Source organism: Sporosarcina sp. D27 (assembly GCF_000586555.1).
In the GTDB taxonomy this organism is placed as follows: Bacteria; Bacillota; Bacilli; order Bacillales_A; family Planococcaceae; genus Sporosarcina.
Genome location: NZ_AZUC01000009.1, coordinates 91585 through 108482, shown reverse-complemented (window position 1 = coordinate 108482; position 16898 = coordinate 91585). Strand labels below are relative to the sequence as shown.

Annotated in this window: 16 protein-coding genes; 14 read left to right on the top strand and 2 right to left on the bottom strand. The window is 37.4% G+C overall.

Annotated features, from left to right (window positions below; all coding sequences use genetic code 11):
- The first annotated feature begins 11 nt into the window (after nt 1–11).
- The 13 genes from N693_RS19825 (at nt 12) to N693_RS20350 (ending at nt 13081) form a co-directional block, all read left to right on the top strand.
- The gene (locus tag N693_RS19825) at nt 12–1292 is read left to right on the top strand and encodes a restriction endonuclease subunit S (protein WP_025783041.1); all 1281 of its coding nucleotides are present in this window, start codon (nt 12–14) and stop codon (nt 1290–1292) included.
- Between the two features lie 18 nt (nt 1293–1310).
- Complete coding sequence (locus N693_RS0101570; RefSeq protein ID WP_025783040.1) at nt 1311–2927, top strand: type I restriction-modification system subunit M; 1617 nt, start codon at nt 1311–1313, stop codon at nt 2925–2927.
- 207 nt (nt 2928–3134) lie between these two features.
- The gene (locus tag N693_RS0101565; protein WP_025783039.1) at nt 3135–3344 is read left to right on the top strand and encodes a hypothetical protein; all 210 of its coding nucleotides are present in this window, start codon (nt 3135–3137) and stop codon (nt 3342–3344) included.
- Between the two features lies 1 nt (nt 3345).
- Nucleotides 3346–3573, top strand: a complete 228-nt coding sequence (locus N693_RS0101560) for a hypothetical protein (protein ID WP_025783038.1) — start codon at nt 3346–3348, stop codon at nt 3571–3573.
- A gap of 629 nt (nt 3574–4202) precedes the next feature.
- Nucleotides 4203–4541 carry a hypothetical protein gene (locus N693_RS0101550; RefSeq protein WP_025783037.1) on the top strand — a complete coding sequence of 113 codons (339 nt, stop codon included), beginning with the start codon at nt 4203–4205 and terminating at the stop codon, nt 4539–4541.
- A gap of 247 nt (nt 4542–4788) precedes the next feature.
- The gene (locus N693_RS20105; RefSeq protein ID WP_156028844.1) at nt 4789–4950 is read left to right on the top strand and encodes a hypothetical protein; all 162 of its coding nucleotides are present in this window, start codon (nt 4789–4791) and stop codon (nt 4948–4950) included.
- A 126-nt stretch (nt 4951–5076) separates the two neighbouring features.
- On the top strand, nt 5077–5358 hold the full coding sequence (locus N693_RS0101540; protein ID WP_156028843.1) for a hypothetical protein: 282 nt from the start codon (nt 5077–5079) through the stop codon (nt 5356–5358).
- Nucleotides 5359–6211: 853 nt separating this feature from the next.
- Nucleotides 6212–6880 (top strand): DUF3990 domain-containing protein, encoded by a 669-nt coding sequence (locus N693_RS0101535; RefSeq protein WP_025783035.1) that lies wholly within the window; start codon nt 6212–6214, stop codon nt 6878–6880.
- Entirely contained in the window at nt 6849–7079 is a 231-nt protein-coding gene (locus N693_RS0101530; RefSeq protein WP_025783034.1) for a hypothetical protein, read from the top strand. The genes N693_RS0101535 and N693_RS0101530 overlap by 32 nt, the downstream gene beginning before the upstream one ends.
- A gap of 1358 nt (nt 7080–8437) precedes the next feature.
- Nucleotides 8438–9361, top strand: a complete 924-nt coding sequence (locus N693_RS0101525; RefSeq protein WP_025783033.1) for an LD-carboxypeptidase — start codon at nt 8438–8440, stop codon at nt 9359–9361.
- Between the two features lie 282 nt (nt 9362–9643).
- Complete coding sequence (locus N693_RS0101520; protein WP_025783032.1) at nt 9644–10195, top strand: hypothetical protein; 552 nt, start codon at nt 9644–9646, stop codon at nt 10193–10195.
- A gap of 554 nt (nt 10196–10749) precedes the next feature.
- Nucleotides 10750–12702 carry an LTA synthase family protein gene (locus N693_RS0101510; protein WP_025783031.1) on the top strand — a complete coding sequence of 651 codons (1953 nt, stop codon included), beginning with the start codon at nt 10750–10752 and terminating at the stop codon, nt 12700–12702.
- Between the two features lie 208 nt (nt 12703–12910).
- Nucleotides 12911–13081, top strand: a complete 171-nt coding sequence (locus N693_RS20350; RefSeq protein WP_025783030.1) for a hypothetical protein — start codon at nt 12911–12913, stop codon at nt 13079–13081.
- 190 nt (nt 13082–13271) lie between these two features.
- On the opposite strand, the gene N693_RS18765 is transcribed toward N693_RS20350, so the two are convergent.
- Nucleotides 13272–13772, bottom strand: a complete 501-nt coding sequence (locus N693_RS18765) for an Ltp family lipoprotein (protein ID WP_025783029.1) — start codon at nt 13770–13772, stop codon at nt 13272–13274.
- A 242-nt stretch (nt 13773–14014) separates the two neighbouring features.
- Complete coding sequence (locus tag N693_RS0101490; RefSeq protein ID WP_025783028.1) at nt 14015–14788, bottom strand: SDR family NAD(P)-dependent oxidoreductase; 774 nt, start codon at nt 14786–14788, stop codon at nt 14015–14017.
- Nucleotides 14789–15431: 643 nt separating this feature from the next.
- On the opposite strand from N693_RS0101490, the gene N693_RS0101485 reads away from it, so the two are divergent.
- Nucleotides 15432–16820, top strand: a complete 1389-nt coding sequence (locus N693_RS0101485) for an APC family permease (RefSeq protein ID WP_037592526.1) — start codon at nt 15432–15434, stop codon at nt 16818–16820.
- Nucleotides 16821–16898 lie beyond the last annotated feature (78 nt).

The following is a 16898-nucleotide window of genomic DNA, read 5'->3' as shown; positions in this document are numbered from 1 at the left end:
GGAGAACGGAAATGAGCGATAAAATAACAAAATCACCTCAAATTAGATTCGCAGGATTTATAGATGCTTGGGAACAGCGTAAGTTGGGGGAAGTAGTTAAAAGGGTTACAAGAAAAAATAAAGATTTGGAATCAACCTTACCATTAACAATTTCAGCGCAAGACGGATTAATAGGCCAAAATGAATTTTTTAATAAGACAGTTGCCAGCCGAGATGTTAGTGGCTATTACTTAGTTAGAAATGGTGAATTTGCTTATAACAAATCGTATTCAAATGGTTATCCATGGGGGGCAGTAAAAAGGCTAGATCGTTACGATAAAGGAGTACTTTCAACACTATATATTGTTTTTGAAACTACAGATATTAATTCTGATTTTCTTACAAAGTATTATGATACAACTTATTGGTATCGTGAAGTATCAAAGCATGCAGCGGAAGGTGCAAGAAATCATGGGTTATTAAATATAGCTGCCTCAGATTTTTTTGAAACTGAATTGCTGGTGCCTAAAGATAGTGAAGAACAGAAGAAAATTGGAGACTTTTTCAATCAACTAGACAACATCATCGCCCTTCATTATCGTAAGTTGGAGCTGCTGAAGGATACTAAAAAGAGTCTACTTCAAAAAATGTTTCCGAATGATGGAGCCAATGTTCCCGAAATTCGCTTTGCAGGATTTACTGATGATTGGGAACATCGTAAGTTCTCCTATGTACTAGATTTCTCAATTTCAAACAACACATTATCACGTGCAAATTTGAACTATGATAAAGGAGAAGTCAAAAACATTCACTATGGTGACATCCTTGTGAAATTTGATACAATCGTTGATATTAATAGCGATTATGTCCCTTGGGTTACTGATGGTAAACCTGAAGATTATAAGAAACAGCGGTTGCAAAACGGTGACGTAATTATCGCTGATACAGCAGAAGATGAAACAACTGGTAAAGCTATCGAAGTTACTGGTATCACAAATAACTTTGCTGTATCTGGCCTACACACAATGGTGGCACGACCAAATCAAGAGTTTGCACCTAAATACCTAGGCTATTATTTGAACTCGCCTGCGTATCACAATACGCTATTACCGCTTATGCAAGGTACCAAGGTATTATCTTTGAGCAAAGCAAATATTGCTAAAACAAACGTTTCATTTCCAAAAAATGCTGAAGAACAAGAAAATATTGGCTCGTTCTTTGAAAGCTTTGACAACCTCATCACCCTTCATCAGCGTGAGTTAAATTCGCTTAAAAATTTGAAGAAATTACTGCTTCAACAAATGTTTGTATAAGAAAAGGAGACTGCACAAATGAGCAATGCAAAAGACATTACATCAAAACTATGGGAAATGGCCAACAAACTGCGTGGGACAATGAGTGCAAATGATTACCAGAACTATATTTTGCCATTTATGTTCTATCGGTACTTATCAGAAAATCAAGATGAATATTTAAAAGTCAATGGGTTGGAAGAGTTTTACGAAGTAACCGATGCCGCTGAAATAGAAGATTACCTCGAAGAAATCAGTAGAGGTCTTGGCTATGCTATTGACCCAGCCTACACTTGGGATAAAATTATAGCGAAAATTGAAAATCACAAAATTAAAGCTAGTGATTTCCAAGACACGTTTGACAAGTTCAATACAAATGCCAAACGTAATGCAGCCGCAGAAGACCATTTTGCAAATATATTTGCTGATGTGAACCTTGGAGATATCCGTCTAGGTACAAGTACAAACGAAAGAGCAAAGGCTTTAAATGATATCGTATTGATAATTAACGACTTCACGTTTAAAGATATTTCAGGACATGACATTTTAGGTGATGTTTACGAGTATTTGATTGGACAGTTTGCTGCCAACGCTGGTAAAAAGGGCGGGGAGTTTTATACACCTCATGAAGTTAGTCAAATACTGGCGAAAATTGTAACGATTGATGTAGTAGGTATTGATGGTCAATTCCGTGTCTATGACCCCACAATGGGATCAGGTTCCCTTCTTTTAACTGTCCAAAAAGAATTACCAAATGGTGAGGAAGAAGGAAGTGTTGAGTTTTACGGACAAGAATTGAATACCACAACATATAACTTAGCTCGCATGAACTTGATGATGCATGGGGTCAATTATCGCAATATGGAGCTCAGACGTGCAGACACACTTGATGGAGACTGGCCATTTGCTGAAAAAGACGGTACACAAATTCCGTTGAAGTTTGACGCGGTTGTAGCGAACCCTCCGTATTCTCAAAATTGGAATACGAAGGACGTCGATCGAGAAAAAGACTCACGTTTCAAGGGTTATGGTGTAGCACCGACATCCAAAGCAGATTATGCCTTTGTTCTGCATGGACTTTATCATTTAGATAAAGCTGGAACTATGGCGATTGTCTTGCCGCATGGGGTACTCTTCAGAGGTGCATCTGAAGGTAGAATTCGCAAAAATATCATCGATAACAATCTATTGGACACCGTTATTGGTTTGCCTGCTAACTTATTTTACGGAACACAAATCCAGACATGTATTTTGGTGTTTAAAGGTCGTGAAGCACGTAAGAATAAGGATATTTTGTTTATCGATGCTTCGAGCGAGTTTGAAAGAGGTAGAAACAAAAACAACCTCTCTTCTGAAAACATCAATAAAATTCTCGAAACTTACAGTAACCGTGAAGACGTAGAGAAATATGCTCATGTGGCATCTTTGGATGAAATCAAAGAAAATGATTACAATTTAAACATTCCACGCTATGTCGACACGTTTGAGGAAGAAGAAGTTATTCCACTTTCACAAGTGGCTCAAGAGTTAGCAGAAGTTAAAGAAGAAATTGCGAATTCATATGATAACTTGTTTGGGCTTTTGAATGAGTTGAACGGGACAACTGACGAAGCCAAGGAAGAACTGAGTAAATTTCTCGGTCTTTTAGGTAGCTGATTGTGTTAGAAAAGAGCTAAGGAGGATTTAATCCTTGGCTCTTTACATAAATGATTTGGAAAAGCGTGAGTAGTGGGCAGGGGCAGTTACAAATTTAAATTGAGTAGGATAAAAATTTTGTTGAGAATCAGTTTTTGGAGGTATTTGGATTTCTAGGAGAATAGTGTACTAGACTTATATTTATCAGAAGAGCAAGGAGACTTGGCTATGGGGAAAATACGTTCATTTAAAGACGTTATTCAAGAAGAGTATTATGATGAAATCTTCAAGGGATTGGCGGATATTATTGAAGAAAATCCTTCTCAACTTGAATCTCGATTAAATCTTGTTCTGAAGCCTTATGAGGCAAGTCTAGAAGATTTCGAGAAACCTAACCGGGTGGGCGTTGACCGTACTGCTGAAGGCTGGGAAGACTAACTTGCAGCACAAGAGTGTTAATAAGGAGAAGGATGAATTCGCAGCAGATTACCGTGTTGTGAATATTGCCTGGGATGCGCTGTCCCCTGATCCATTCCTTGATAACTACAAATTGGACTATGTATGGCATAGTAAAGTTTATGAGTCTGTAAAGCCAACGGACAATCGTAATGCGCTTGTATGGATATCTTTTGATGCTAAACATTGGAACTGGTTCACGCAAACATAGATTTTGGAGAGGCACATGATGACCTAGATCTCCTTACATTAGATGCAAACTTGATTCACGAGCTCATCCGTATGCAGAATGATGTCAAGAGAACAACCTAAAAGATAGAAATCGACCTGGTTGCTAAGAATCGTGAACATACAAATGACCCCAAATTCGTTAAACTTGGCGAGAAGCTTGAAGAAGTACGTGACCGCCATGAACAGGGGCTGATAACAAGTATTAGTTCCTTAAGCAGTTGCTTGAACTTGCAAGAGAGGCAGCGCAGGCGAAGAAGGAAGTTGTACCAAAAGAAGAATTTGATCGTGTGAAATCACCACGCGCAGAGTTCTTTAAAGGCATTAAGAATGCTAAAACTCTGAGCGTATTGTTGCTGTTATCGATTACATCGTAATGATTGTACGTTTTGATGGCTTGTAAAGAACTACCACAGGAAAAAAAGGTAAAGAAGGCACTTCGCAGTGTGATCTGGAATAAGTACAAGATTAAGGATAAAGAAGTATTTGATAAGGCTTATATCTATATAGAACAGTATTATTGATGAGAATATTCCTAGGAACAATATTCGTCGTTCGAAAAGTACCTGAAAAATATCTGTCTCTAAATATCTCGCAGGAGGAGATCATAAATTGAATCAAAAAGTTGAGATTCCTTTTGAAATGAAGCATATGTTATTACTCTCGCAAATTATAAACAGTGACAATACTCGTTTCGAAATTTTGATTTTAGGTGAAAATATGAAACCAGACATACGTAATGAAAAAGCAAACAGTGTTATCCACTTACTATTGTATATACAGCGAGAAGGTCAGTATGTCTTTGAAAACTTGATAGAGTCCTTTGCATTTGAGTCGAATGAAATGGCCTATAACTTTTTAACTGAACTTCCAAATATGTCAGCCTTAGACCTATTACTCAAATTAAATGGCCCTGTAGATATTGATATGGAAATCCAACCGATACAGTAATAATGATATTAAGTGTCAGGTACTTGTGCACTCAACTCTCATGTTTATGTAAACATTCATGATTGTTTTAAAACAAAAGTGTTGCCTTTGCACGGTACAACTCAGACACAATTCAGAATGGATTTGATTTGTTTGGCGCACAGACAGCGCTTTTAAGGCACTGGAGAAGCTTAGCAAGAACTAATGAAACTAGGACTCATCGAAGTGATAACAGGTCTAAAATGAAGGAGGGGGGCGGTTAGGCATAATGGAGGAAGATTTGTATAGGTTAGTTAATGCAGTCCCCGAAAGCGAGTGGGCTGATGTTGCGAGATATCTTAAAATTAAAACTATTCCTACCGAAGCTCCATCTGATGACGAAATTGAAGTGATTAGACAAGGGGATGCGAATGGTGAATTTTACAGATAAACAGCAATCGATGAGCTGAGAGCTGGATTCGAAAAAGTGAACGAAATGATTATAAATCGAAAAGAATTCAATGAAGTATATGAAGTAAAGGTATCGTAAAAAATGTGGGTGGCCTTAAAAACGTACTTGAGAGACTTGAATCAAACAGAAAATATGACGGCTGCACATGAAATAGAGATGTTTTGGTTACACGATATGGAGAAGAACAGTCCAGACTACGTGACGTACTCTCATGAAGAGGTAATGAAATGTTATATTGATGATTGTGCAGAGGATAGTGTGGTAAACGTGAAAAGAGAAGACTTGCTTCAATCGATAAACATTATGTCGGCTGAAAAATTAAAACTTATAAGCGATTATGTTATGCAACTTGATGAAGATGAAGGACTAGACATAGAAGCAAAATGACCATAAGATTAAGTATCTATTCCTAAGGTTAATGGGAGTAGCTACTTTATTTTTATATTAAGATGTGGTGCTTAGTAAGATTGAACAAAGGAAATCCGATACCCGCGAAATTAATGGAATAATTTTGGGCGGAAATTCAAGAGAATCCATAATCCTACAGTAATCAAAATGTATCGTCATTATAAGAACTAATTCTTCAGCAAGTGATTAACACGTTAGTTGATGTCTTTGTGAGTATATGGTGGGGACAAGGGGGAACTTGCTTTCTCGTTGCTAACTATAATCCAAACTATCAAGACAAGAAAACCATCGCCTAGAACATCGATTATGGGCGATAGTTTCTGCTAAGTTAAAAATGGTTATCTGAGAAGGTTATATTTTTTGGAATAACCTTAGTGAGTTGGGTAGCAATTTAATTAGAAAAAGCACTCGTTATTTACTAAGTGCCATTTTGGTTTCGTTAACCGTGATAGAGAGCAAGGCTACAAATCGTTCGAAAGTTTATCAAAAAACCAGTTATAGAAATTGCTTAATAAACCAAAGACGGAGGCGTCTGTAAGAATCGGAGAAATCATATAACGAGTAGTAACGTGCAATTTTTTCCGTTTTTTATGAAGTCTTATAGGTTAAAATAGCAAAAATCAGGCGGTATTAATATGGGTATTCTGAGATTTTTGTTTTTCCTTTAGTTTATAGTGAACTCATTACATTCTTTTTAATTCCGTTTCAAAGGGGAACGTACTTAATTAATCAGACACAGAGTAAAATTATTCATTAGATTCCATCAAAGTATAAATTATAGTACAATAAAAGGTATGGGATTGTTTGTAACGGAATATACTAGGGGGAAATCATGACTTCATTTGGTACAGAATTCATAACTTTAAAAGAGAAATATAAAAAGATACTGAGGAATAATTGTTGGTATCATGGAACAACATTAGACTCACTTAACAATTTGAAGTTAAAAGGTCCTTTAGTTAATCACAATATAGGAAAAGAATTAGACTTTGGGCATGGATTTTATCTTGCACCTGATTTAGAAATGGCTAAACGTTATACGGAGACTATGATTGGATATATGAAGGAAATGGGAAATCAATTCCCATTCACCGAAGATGAATTGACGCCGATAGTAATAGAGTATGAACTTATCGATCCGATAGCAGAGAGTTTCTTCATCGCCCCTGATGTGAAAACAACTTGCTTCCCGAGTTATTCAGAAGATTTCGCTCTTTTTATATTGGAAAATCGTTTGAATCCACAAAAAAAAATGCATGATTATGATTTGATATATGGTGTAATGAGTGATAGTAACCCTAATATTCTGGTCCCTCAATTTAAAGGGAAACTTATAACAAAAGAGCAGTTTGTGGACGAAATTACAAAAAAAACAACATCAACTCGTCAATTATCTGTGCACAATCAAGTTATTTGTGATAAGCTTGTTATGAAAGCTGTACATTACGTAAAAGAAGGAGTGGTTAAACATGTCGAGTACATTAGTCATGGACAACGATAGTGTTAACGCTATCTTGGTTGAAGAATTAACTACGTCATTACTTCGCTTATCGAATTATAAAATCGATCAAGAGGTAGCCGAGTCATTAGCTATATCCAATTTAAAGACTTTAAACTTAGATAACCCATTTTTAGCCCACAAAGGATTATCTTGGGTTGCAGAAAAAATCTTGAAAAATAGTCTAAGCTGTGGCTTCTAAGCAGCGGATTTTTTATTAAAGCAATCAGGTTAGCACCACTTTAACCCATTTATGTTCTTCTTATTAACATAGCACACGTCTAGTGTGTGGTTTGTTAGAGTTTTAATTATAAATCCAAAATAATTGGTGCCAGTGTAAAAACAATCATGTTTGTTTATTACACAGGCATCTTTTTTAATTGGATTTCAATGTGGAAGTTTTACGGTCCTGATATATTTTTTTTAGCGATGCGTACTTAATGCTCCAATTTGAGTAATAGAAATTAAATTTTTGATCAGGTTATGATTTAACCAAAGCGATAAATAGGTCTAGGATACAGTAAAGTATTCCTTGCCGGTGCAAGTATCTGAATGGTGTTAGCTACCATAAAGGCTAGGAATGGAAGATTTGAATAGTCAAGGCAATTGTAGAATAACCTATTTGCAAAAGAGATTCCAGAGTTCCTCATAACGATAGGATAGGGATTAACAACGATTATAAATAATAATTGAATGGACTTTAGCAGTTATCAGAGGCAGAAGTGGTTAGTAGGTTTATAGATTTGAAAAAAAACACCTTTAACAAGGGTATACAATATTGGGCACCTCAATTGAAGGGTTCATGGAATTGCTAATGGCTGTTCTTAATCATGATATAGTTTATTACAAGCTATGTCAGAGAATAAGGCATTCATTTTTTGCACCAACTTGTTGTCTTCATCTCTGGCTTCGTGACTATTTTATTTGGATACCGCAGATAAATGAAATGGTAGAGGAATTGAAGGTGCTGTAATGATTTAGAGGGAATTATTAAACAGTAATCCTTTTGAGTTTCTACTTTTTCTTTACTATCATCACTTGCACAGTATGAATAGCTATTTGGTTAAATAAGAAATATAGTATTATAAAACCTTGCCCCCGCAACACATTTTTTATCAAACGTAGTCATAAGCGTAGTCAAACATTTTCACTAGCAGCTATAAACCTTTATGAATACTGATGTTATAGCATTTATAAGTGCAGTTGGTTCGACTCCCACCGTCTCCATAGAAGTATGATCAAAAACACCATCCCTTGTGGAAGGTGTTTTTTGTATTAGCCAGAATTTGTGACGTGAGAGGGTGCGTTTTCTTCCGTTGAGCATAAAACCGCTCATAAAAACGGTAAAACTGGTCATCCAGCAAATTGCAGATTCACAGATCCACGTACTAGTCCAATGCTTCAACTATTCTTTGAAGAATATATGGGAAAATTCTTCCCTCTTGTGTAACCGAATATACGAAAACCCATAGTGTTCTCCTAATAGGCCCACAGACATATGCTAATACACGATGGGAAATTGTACGTCTACCTTTACATGTGGAGAGGAGCTATTGGGTAATGGCTACGGCACCGCAGCAATTAAAAAGGGGCAACACTGTAGGAATCGTGGCGCTTGGGAGTCCACTGGCGGCTAATCGTATTAATGAAGGGATTCGGATGTTGCAAACGATGGGGTTTAAAGTCGTAGTGGGAGATCATGTGTATTCCGCCAATGGTTTTCTTGCAGCAACTCCCCAGCAAAGAGCTTCGGATTTAATGAAAATGTTTAAAAATCCAGAAGTGAAATGGATTTTACCTGCTCGAGGTGGAGTCGGAGTGGCAGGTATTTTACCATTCCTGGATTTTAACGTCATCAAGCAAAATCCTAAAATTGTTTCGGGATACAGCGATATCACAATTTTATTAAATGTGCTGTTTGAATATGCGGACATAATCAGTTTTCAAAGTTTGTTATTGTTAGACTTTAATCCACAAACCCCTCCCTATAATTTCAATCAATTCTTTGCGGCGACTTCGACTGTAACTGCGCCTTGGCAAATTATTAATCCGCCCGAAGTGCCACTTATCGGAGCGATTCCCGGAAATGTTACAGGACCGATTGTAGGCGGTAATCTTACGTCATTCGTGGGCACCTTGGGCACATCCTATGAAATTAATACGGAAGGCAGAATTCTTCTTTTGGAAGAAACACACGAACCGATCAATACGGTGTATCGATACTTAAGTCACTTAGCGATGGCTGGGAAATTTGAAGATTGCGTAGGAATCATTATGGGACAATGTACGAACTGTGAACCAGCTTATGGGAAAAGCTACGCGGATTTGATCAACGAATTTCTAGTTCCCCTTGGTAAGCCTTTATTGACCAACCTAGCCACCGCACATAGCTACTATAAAGCCACAGTTCCTATTGGAGCGAGTGTTAATATGGATACGGTGAATCGAACGTTGACGGTGATGGAGCCAGTGGTTAGGGTGTAGTGAAAATGTGGCCAGGAGGAATTAGGATCAGCAGGGCTTACAATTGACCGGAAAACAGAACTAGCCGACTGCGTTTGAGTACGTAGTCGGCTAATTCTATTCCATGATATAAAACCCATACCGCTACATCGAACGACTGGGATCGAATCTAAATTGGGTCTGAAATGTACAGACCATTATTTTCTAAAGAATCATACAGATATAGTGATTCCTAACTTTAAGCTTATAGGATATGCTAAGAGTGGAAAAAACATCAACTTATAGAAAGGGGCAAATTTAAACATGAAAGCAGAAGATTTATACCAATTAGTTGACGCTGTGCCCCAAAGTAAGTGGGCCGACGTTGAAAGATATCTTAAGATTAAAGACATGCCTGCGGAATCTTCATCTGATCATGAGATTGAAGCGATTAGACAAAAGTATGGACATGGAGAATTTTACAAATACGCAACAACCGAAGAACTAAAAGCTGGATTCCAAAGAGTGAACGAAATGATTATGAATCGAAAGGAATTCAATCAAGTATTTGAAGTATCGGTATCGGAAAAGAGATGGGTGGCTTTAAAAACGTATTTGAGAGACTTGAATCAACCGGAAAATATGCCGACTGCAGATGAAATTGAACTATTTAGGTTACATGATTTAGAGAAAAACAGTCCAGACTATGTGGCGTATACGCTTGAAGAGTTGTTGGAGTGTTATAGTGATGATTGTGATGAGGTTAGCGTAGCGGAAGTGAATAGGGAAGACTTGCTGCAATCGATCGACGGTATGTCCGCTGAAAACTTAAAACTTGTAAGGGATTTTGTTATGCAACTTAATGAAGAGTTATAAGTAAACGCGAACTAAATTACCGGTTCTGGCTAAATTCAGATACAGGAGCTCTACAAATGAAATTTGACGGGAACAAGGAATTGTATAATGTACCCAAAAATACAAAACTATACGATCGTCTGCTAGCAGACTTTTTTGGGCAATCAGAAAATGAGAAGAAAGAGTAATGAAGTGCAAAGTAAATACATACCGTTAGACCTGGGTCTTTTCCCACAGTCTCCATAGTTCGTGTCTCAGCAACCTTTAAAAGGTATATGACGTCAAATAGTAAACAAAAGGAAAGTGAATCTCAGCCATCCGGCTAGGATCTGCTTTCTTTTGTTTTTAGAAAGAGGTCAAAACGCAAAATGCATTAATACAACAACAATTTTGACGCTTTAGTCTAGAGTGGGTTTGTGGTTTATAAGATTGACAGCGGTGTAAATGGGGAGTAAAATTCACTAGCAGCGAGAAAAATGCTGTTATAATGTAACATTTTTCTGACTTTTAACCTAAGTATTTAAGTAAATATAAAGCAAGATATAAATTCAAATAAATAAAAGGAAGGTGCAAAATTGAAAAATCTAATCAGTAAAAAAGATAATCTTTTGAACAACTTTCTAGGGATTTATCTATTAGCTGTTTTGATGTTATGGATTAAAACATATATCACTCAAACAACACAATTTCAACTAGGTGTGGAAGGACCTCTTCAACAGTTCCTTCTATTATTAAATCCACTAGGTTCAGCATTACTCTTTCTAGGAATTTCGTTTTTATTTAGAGGAAAGAAAAAATACACATCACTACTTGTCATTTACACGCTTATGTCTATTCTTTTATATTCCAATGTTGTGTACTACCGATTCTTTAGTGATTTCATTACGTTGCCCACAATATTTCAAACTCAGAACTTCGGTGATTTAGGTGGAAGTATTCTTACGTTACTAAAACCTTTTGATATCTTGTTCTTTGTGGATGTATTTGTAATGTTCTACCTGAGATTCTCAAAAAAAGTACAAAAACAAACAACTCGTATTGGATATAAAAAACCAGTAGCAATTATTGCTGTTGCATTAGTCGTATCAATCATAAATTTAGGACTTGCTGAAGCTAGCCGTCCGCAACTATTGACTCGTGGTTTTGATAGGAACTATATTGTAAAATATCTAGGCATGTACAACTATTCGATCTATGACTCAGTAGAAACGATGAAAGCATCGTCACAGAGAGCGTTGGCGGATAGCAGTGATACTACAGAAGTGGTGAACTATACGCAATCTAACTACGCCGAGCCAAATCCAAACTACTTTGGTGCGGCTAAAGGGATGAACGTCATCTATTTACATTTAGAATCATTCCAAAACTTTATTATCGACTACAAATTGAATGGGGAAGAAGTTACACCATTCTTAAATTCATTATCTAAAGATAAAAACACCCTGTACTTTGATAATTTCTTCCACCAAACAGGTCAAGGTAAAACTTCCGATGCAGAATTTATGCTGGAGAATTCACTATTCGGTTTACCACAAGGGTCTGCATTTATTACAAAAGCGCAAAATACGTACCAAGCTGCTCCTAGTATTTTAAAGGATTATGGGTATACATCCGCTGTATTCCACGGTAATAAGGGAAGCTTCTGGAATCGAAATGAAGTTTACAAATCATTTGGATACGATCACTTCTATGATGCGAGTTATTATGACACGAGTTCTTCAGAAGACATGGCAGAATACGGTTTGTTGGATAAACCATTCTACGAACAATCTAAAAACTATTTGAGTTCGTTGCCACAACCTTTCTATACGAAGTTTATTACAGTCGGAAACCACTTTCCATATACTATGAGTCAGGACTTAGTAACAATCGATAAAGCTCAAACTGGAGATTCAAGTGTTGATAACTATTTCCAAACAGCACGCTATACAGATGAATCAATCGAACAGGCCTTCAATCAATTAAAAGAACAAGGTTTATATGATAATTCGATGATTGTTCTTTATGGGGACCATTATGGTATTTCGCATAATCATAATAAGGCGATGTCACAAGTCATGGGAGAAGAAATTACACCACAAGCAGGTGCTAATTTACAACGAGTACCATTGTTCATACATGTCCCGGGCATGAAGGGCGAAGCCAACCACACGTATGGTGGCCAAACAGACCTCCTTCCGACACTGTTACACTTACTAGGAATTGATACGAAGGATTATGTTCAATTTGGTTCAGATTTATTGTCAGATGAGCATAATGAAGTTGTTCCATTTAGAAACGGCGATTTTGTCAGTCCTGAGATCGACTCCATTAATGAAAAGTTTTATGATAATAAAACCGGTTTACCACTCGATGAAAGTCAATTAGAGGATGCGAAGGCGCTTAAAAAAGAAGTGGCTCATAAATTGGAGCTATCAGATAAAGTCGTGAATGGTGACTTATTAAGATTCTATACGCCAAAAGGGTTTACGCCAGTGGATCCTTCGCAGTACAATTACAGTAAAGATGCAGATGAAAAAGCTAACTAATCGCTATGAAAAAGCACTATCCCTTGTGGATGGTGCTTTTTTTCTGAAATAATCTTTATCGGGCTAAGGGGAGCTAAAGTGAACGATTCAGCCTTCCTGTAAAAAAGGAGTTGTCTAAACATGTGTGAATACCTCTCTACTCTCGACGAAACCTACTTTCATAAAAAACAGAAAGAAGTACACACTGTTTGAGAGGAGGCGAGATATAGTGCAAACCGATAAAAAGTACACAATCGTAGGTACTGATATTGACGAAGTGAAGCGGCTGAACGCCAATTCTGGACTCACGTACAATGAGCTTAACGCGTTAATTGCCAAGACGGGTGGAATGGGATCGGCTCAGTATAGTGACACAGACTCTGCGCAAGTAAAAAAGTGATTCGTGGGGGAGTGAAGAAAAAAGTGTGAGGTATCCAGCGTTAGACAAGGGTTGTTATTTTAACATTCTTGACTATTTCCCGCACGGGGATTTCTCACAAGAAAATGAGGTACGTGTGCATCAATCTTTAGTTGGAGAAAGAACTAAATAAATAACAAAAAGCACTCTGTCCATTGGACGGGTGCTTTAATTAGTATAAATTATCAATACCATGTTGTGCTTCATCAGGAGTGAACTTTCCCCCGTATTCCGAAATCAATCGATCGTAAATAGCAGAGTCTGACATATCCCTAATATCTGCATAGAACCTTGCTTTTATTACCGCATTTTCTTTCCAATCAAATTCAATATTATCAATAGCATATTGAGCCGCATCTGCAGGGTATTTGTCTCCGTATGGATAAGTCAACTGGTCATAAACGCTCGCCTTTGACATACTCATAAATTCGGCATAGCTTTCTGCTCTTTTTAATGCCGATTTATGTTCCCTAGGAATACTTTCCTCATACGCCTTAGCTTCCGCTTCTTCTTTTGTATTGTATTCATTATCTGATTCCTTCAATTTAGCAATGAGTTTGTCACGTCTTTCAATTAATTTAGCATCCATACGTTCTTGTTCTTCTCTTACGATTTGTTCCACGGATTTTCGATTTGACTGAGTTCTCTTTCCAAACTTTTTAAAATCTGTCATATTCGATACCCCTTTTAAATAGATTTCTTTGTTGTTTATAGTGTATGACTATCAGTGAACAACTGTGTATACAAATGGTTGCAATCGTTGCACAAGGCAAATCTTATGTACGAAGTGCACAGCGCTTTTATTGTTTCCCAGTTGAGAGACACAAAGGCACCGTCCCATTTTGTGCAATAAAAAATGGACCAAGCACTATGCCTGATCCACTCTTTATATATATACGTTTAAATTCGAGAAAATTATTGTTGCATTTTACCTGCTGTAAAGCCGCCATCAACTGCAAGTGTTACACCGCTAATTGATTTTGCAAGGTCTGAACAAAGGAATACGACAGCATTAGCTTGGTCTTCTGCTGTAGACATTCTTCCAGCTGGAAGTGATTTGAGAACACCTTCGTATTGTTCTGGTGATGTTTTTGCCCAATATTCAATTGCAGGTGTGATAGTAGCACCTGGAGCAATTGAATTAATTGTAATGCCTTTTTGGCCATATTCCAAAGCAACTGATTTAGTTAAACCAGCAATTGCGTGTTTAGAAGCCGTATAAGGCGCCATGTTTGGTGAACCTTCAATACCAGCACCTGATGCTGTATTGACAATCGCACCGCCGCCAGTTTTCAGCATTGCATTGACTTGGTGCTTGATGCAGTAGAAAGTACCATAAAGTGTTACTTTCAGTGTAATATCCCAGTCTTTAGAATCCATTTCTCCAATTGGAACAAGACCTTTGTTAATACCTGCGTTGTTATGCGCGAAGTCAAGCTTGCCGAATGTTTCAACAGTTTTGTTGACAAGTTCGATTACTTGTTCTTCATCACTTACATCACATTTGAAAAAGGCTGCTTCGCCGCCGTTATCTTTGATGATTTGTACAGTTTCTTCTCCCGCTTCTACGTTTACGTCAGAAATCATTACTTTTGCTCCTGCTTTTGCTAATGCAACTGCAGATGCTCTACCGATTCCTGATCCTGATGCTGTAACTAATCCTGCTTTACCTTCCATAGTTCCTGTCATAAAAAACACTCCTTCTTTTATAAATCTCCCTATTAGTTTACACCAAATTTTGCATTTCACAATCAAACTGAACTCACTTATGAAATAAAAAAATCATCTGTATTATTTGTTTTTTTTAGCACGAAATAACGAAATTGTTAAACATTAAAATATCGGCAAAGAAGAGCGAAAACAAAGGGATTTTCATCTACTCTGTCGGATTTCCCCAATGTGTTTTTTTGTTTGGAAGATGCGTGTGAACTGTGTAACCTCGATCCATTTCACACTAATTAGTTTTAGATGGGAGATCGTGAAAATGTAGATCTTGACTAAAACATAACCAGTAGTGCAGACCAAGAAAATGGTTTGCACTACTTTTGTATTTCAATAAGGTGACAAATGTTCGGGATCTGAATCAGCATACCCATTTTAATGAAAATAGTTACATCCCTGTTTAATCGCAGCTAATCTTTCATCAATAAGTATTACTTTTCCTATTCAGGTGAAATAGCATCTAATACGAATTGAAATAGGTAATATATTCCTATGCGATTATCACAATCTAGCTATTGACCTTTGTGTAACAAAAACCTTTATAGTCTGTATTAACAAAATATTAAGTCATTTGGATGTCGTGAGTACTAAATTAGATGGAGGGGCTATGATGGAACGACAAAAGCTAATACGAACGCTGACTTTGTCTCAGGTTGTATTTTTAGGGATTGCCTGGAACAACCCGATGGTATTCTTCAATACGTATGGAATCGCTACTGTCACATCACAAGGTGTCATCATGGGGGCATATATCATCGCCTTTCTTGCAATCCTGTTCACAGCATTTAGTTATGGAAAGATGGCAAAAGCATTTCCAATTTCCGGATCGGCTTATACATTCACACAAAAATCTATTAATCCGCAAATTGGTTTTCTTGTAGGTTGGACGATTATGTTGGATTACATGCTGACACCGATGGTTACTTGCTTAATGTCGTCTGTCTTTTTACACGCAGTATTTCCAGAAATCCCTCATTCCGTTTGGATTATTTTGTTGACTGCAACGATTGTGGTACCGAGCATTCTAGGGGTTAAGTTTACAGCATCTACTGGAAAGATTTTTGTAATTGCACAAGTAGTATTTGTTGGTATCTTCTGGTTTTTGACCATTAAAAGTTTATTGGACGGTGTAGGAACAGGTACGCTTTTCTCTCTCCAACCTTTGTTCAATAGCGAAATCGAATTGCCTGTCATATTGGCAGGAGCATCCATTCTTTGTTTCAGCTTTCTCGGATTTGACTCCCTGACTACGTTGTCGGAAGAAACGATCAACCCAGAAAAAACAATACCCAGAGCAATCATCATTATGTTAGTGACGATTGGAGTCCTCTATATCGGTTCAGCTTATTTGGCACAATTGGTCCACCCTGGCTTTTCATTTACAAATACGGATTCTGCAGCTATGGAAGTGGTCTATTTAGTCGGTGGGAATGCGTTCAAATCTATATTTGTTACCGCAGTAATTTTAGGGAATTTCTCCTCTGGTGTGGCTGCGACTACAAGCGCATCGCGTGTGTTGTATGCAATGGGGCGAGATTCTGTCTTACCTAAAAGAGTATTCGGGCATATCCATTCACGCTTTAAAACACCGTCAACAGGAATTATTGTCATCGGAATCATTTCCTTGCTCGGTATCGTGCTGACACTCGACCAAGTGATTAAGTTTATTAACTTTGGGGCACTGATTGCATTTACAGCCGTAAATGTGTCTGTCATTTTTCATTTCTTTGTTCGAAATCGTTTGCGCTCTTCTTTTAACGAATACATGCGCTATCTTCTCATGCCTCTCCTTGGAGCAGGATTTACGCTTTGGTTATGGTCACACTTAGAGCTAGACGCGATGATCTTAGGTGGTATCTGGTTAGCATGTGGCTTGGTATATCTAGCTTATATGACAAAGTTTTTTAGACAACCATTGCCTGAGTTCAGTTTTGATAAGGAGATTGTTCCAGAGGAAGAGATCATACATGAAGAAGTGTATATGGAAAAGGTACGGTAAAATGTAAGGGTTTTCATGAGGGGCGTGCTTATCAGTTGAAGGTAGGATAGACCATTGAAAGGGGTGATGCGATTCGAA

Excerpts from the sequence above, each read along its gene's own strand:
- N693_RS0101485 (WP_037592526.1), top strand. The coding sequence starts at position 15,432 with ATGGAACGACAAAAGCTAATACGAACGCTGACTTTGTCTCAGGTTGTA.
- N693_RS20105 (WP_156028844.1), top strand. The coding sequence starts at position 4,789 with ATGGAGGAAGATTTGTATAGGTTAGTTAATGCAGTCCCCGAAAGCGAG.
- N693_RS0101535 (WP_025783035.1), top strand. The coding sequence starts at position 6,212 with ATGACTTCATTTGGTACAGAATTCATAACTTTAAAAGAGAAATATAAA.
- N693_RS0101565 (WP_025783039.1), top strand. The coding sequence starts at position 3,135 with ATGGGGAAAATACGTTCATTTAAAGACGTTATTCAAGAAGAGTATTAT.
- N693_RS0101520 (WP_025783032.1), top strand. The coding sequence starts at position 9,644 with ATGAAAGCAGAAGATTTATACCAATTAGTTGACGCTGTGCCCCAAAGT.
- N693_RS18765 (WP_025783029.1), bottom strand. The coding sequence starts at position 13,772 with ATGACAGATTTTAAAAAGTTTGGAAAGAGAACTCAGTCAAATCGAAAA.
- N693_RS0101530 (WP_025783034.1), top strand. The coding sequence starts at position 6,849 with ATGTCGAGTACATTAGTCATGGACAACGATAGTGTTAACGCTATCTTG.
- N693_RS0101570 (WP_025783040.1), top strand. The coding sequence starts at position 1,311 with ATGAGCAATGCAAAAGACATTACATCAAAACTATGGGAAATGGCCAAC.
- N693_RS0101490 (WP_025783028.1), bottom strand. The coding sequence starts at position 14,788 with ATGACAGGAACTATGGAAGGTAAAGCAGGATTAGTTACAGCATCAGGA.
- N693_RS19825 (WP_025783041.1), top strand. The coding sequence starts at position 12 with ATGAGCGATAAAATAACAAAATCACCTCAAATTAGATTCGCAGGATTT.
- N693_RS0101525 (WP_025783033.1), top strand. The coding sequence starts at position 8,438 with ATGGCTACGGCACCGCAGCAATTAAAAAGGGGCAACACTGTAGGAATC.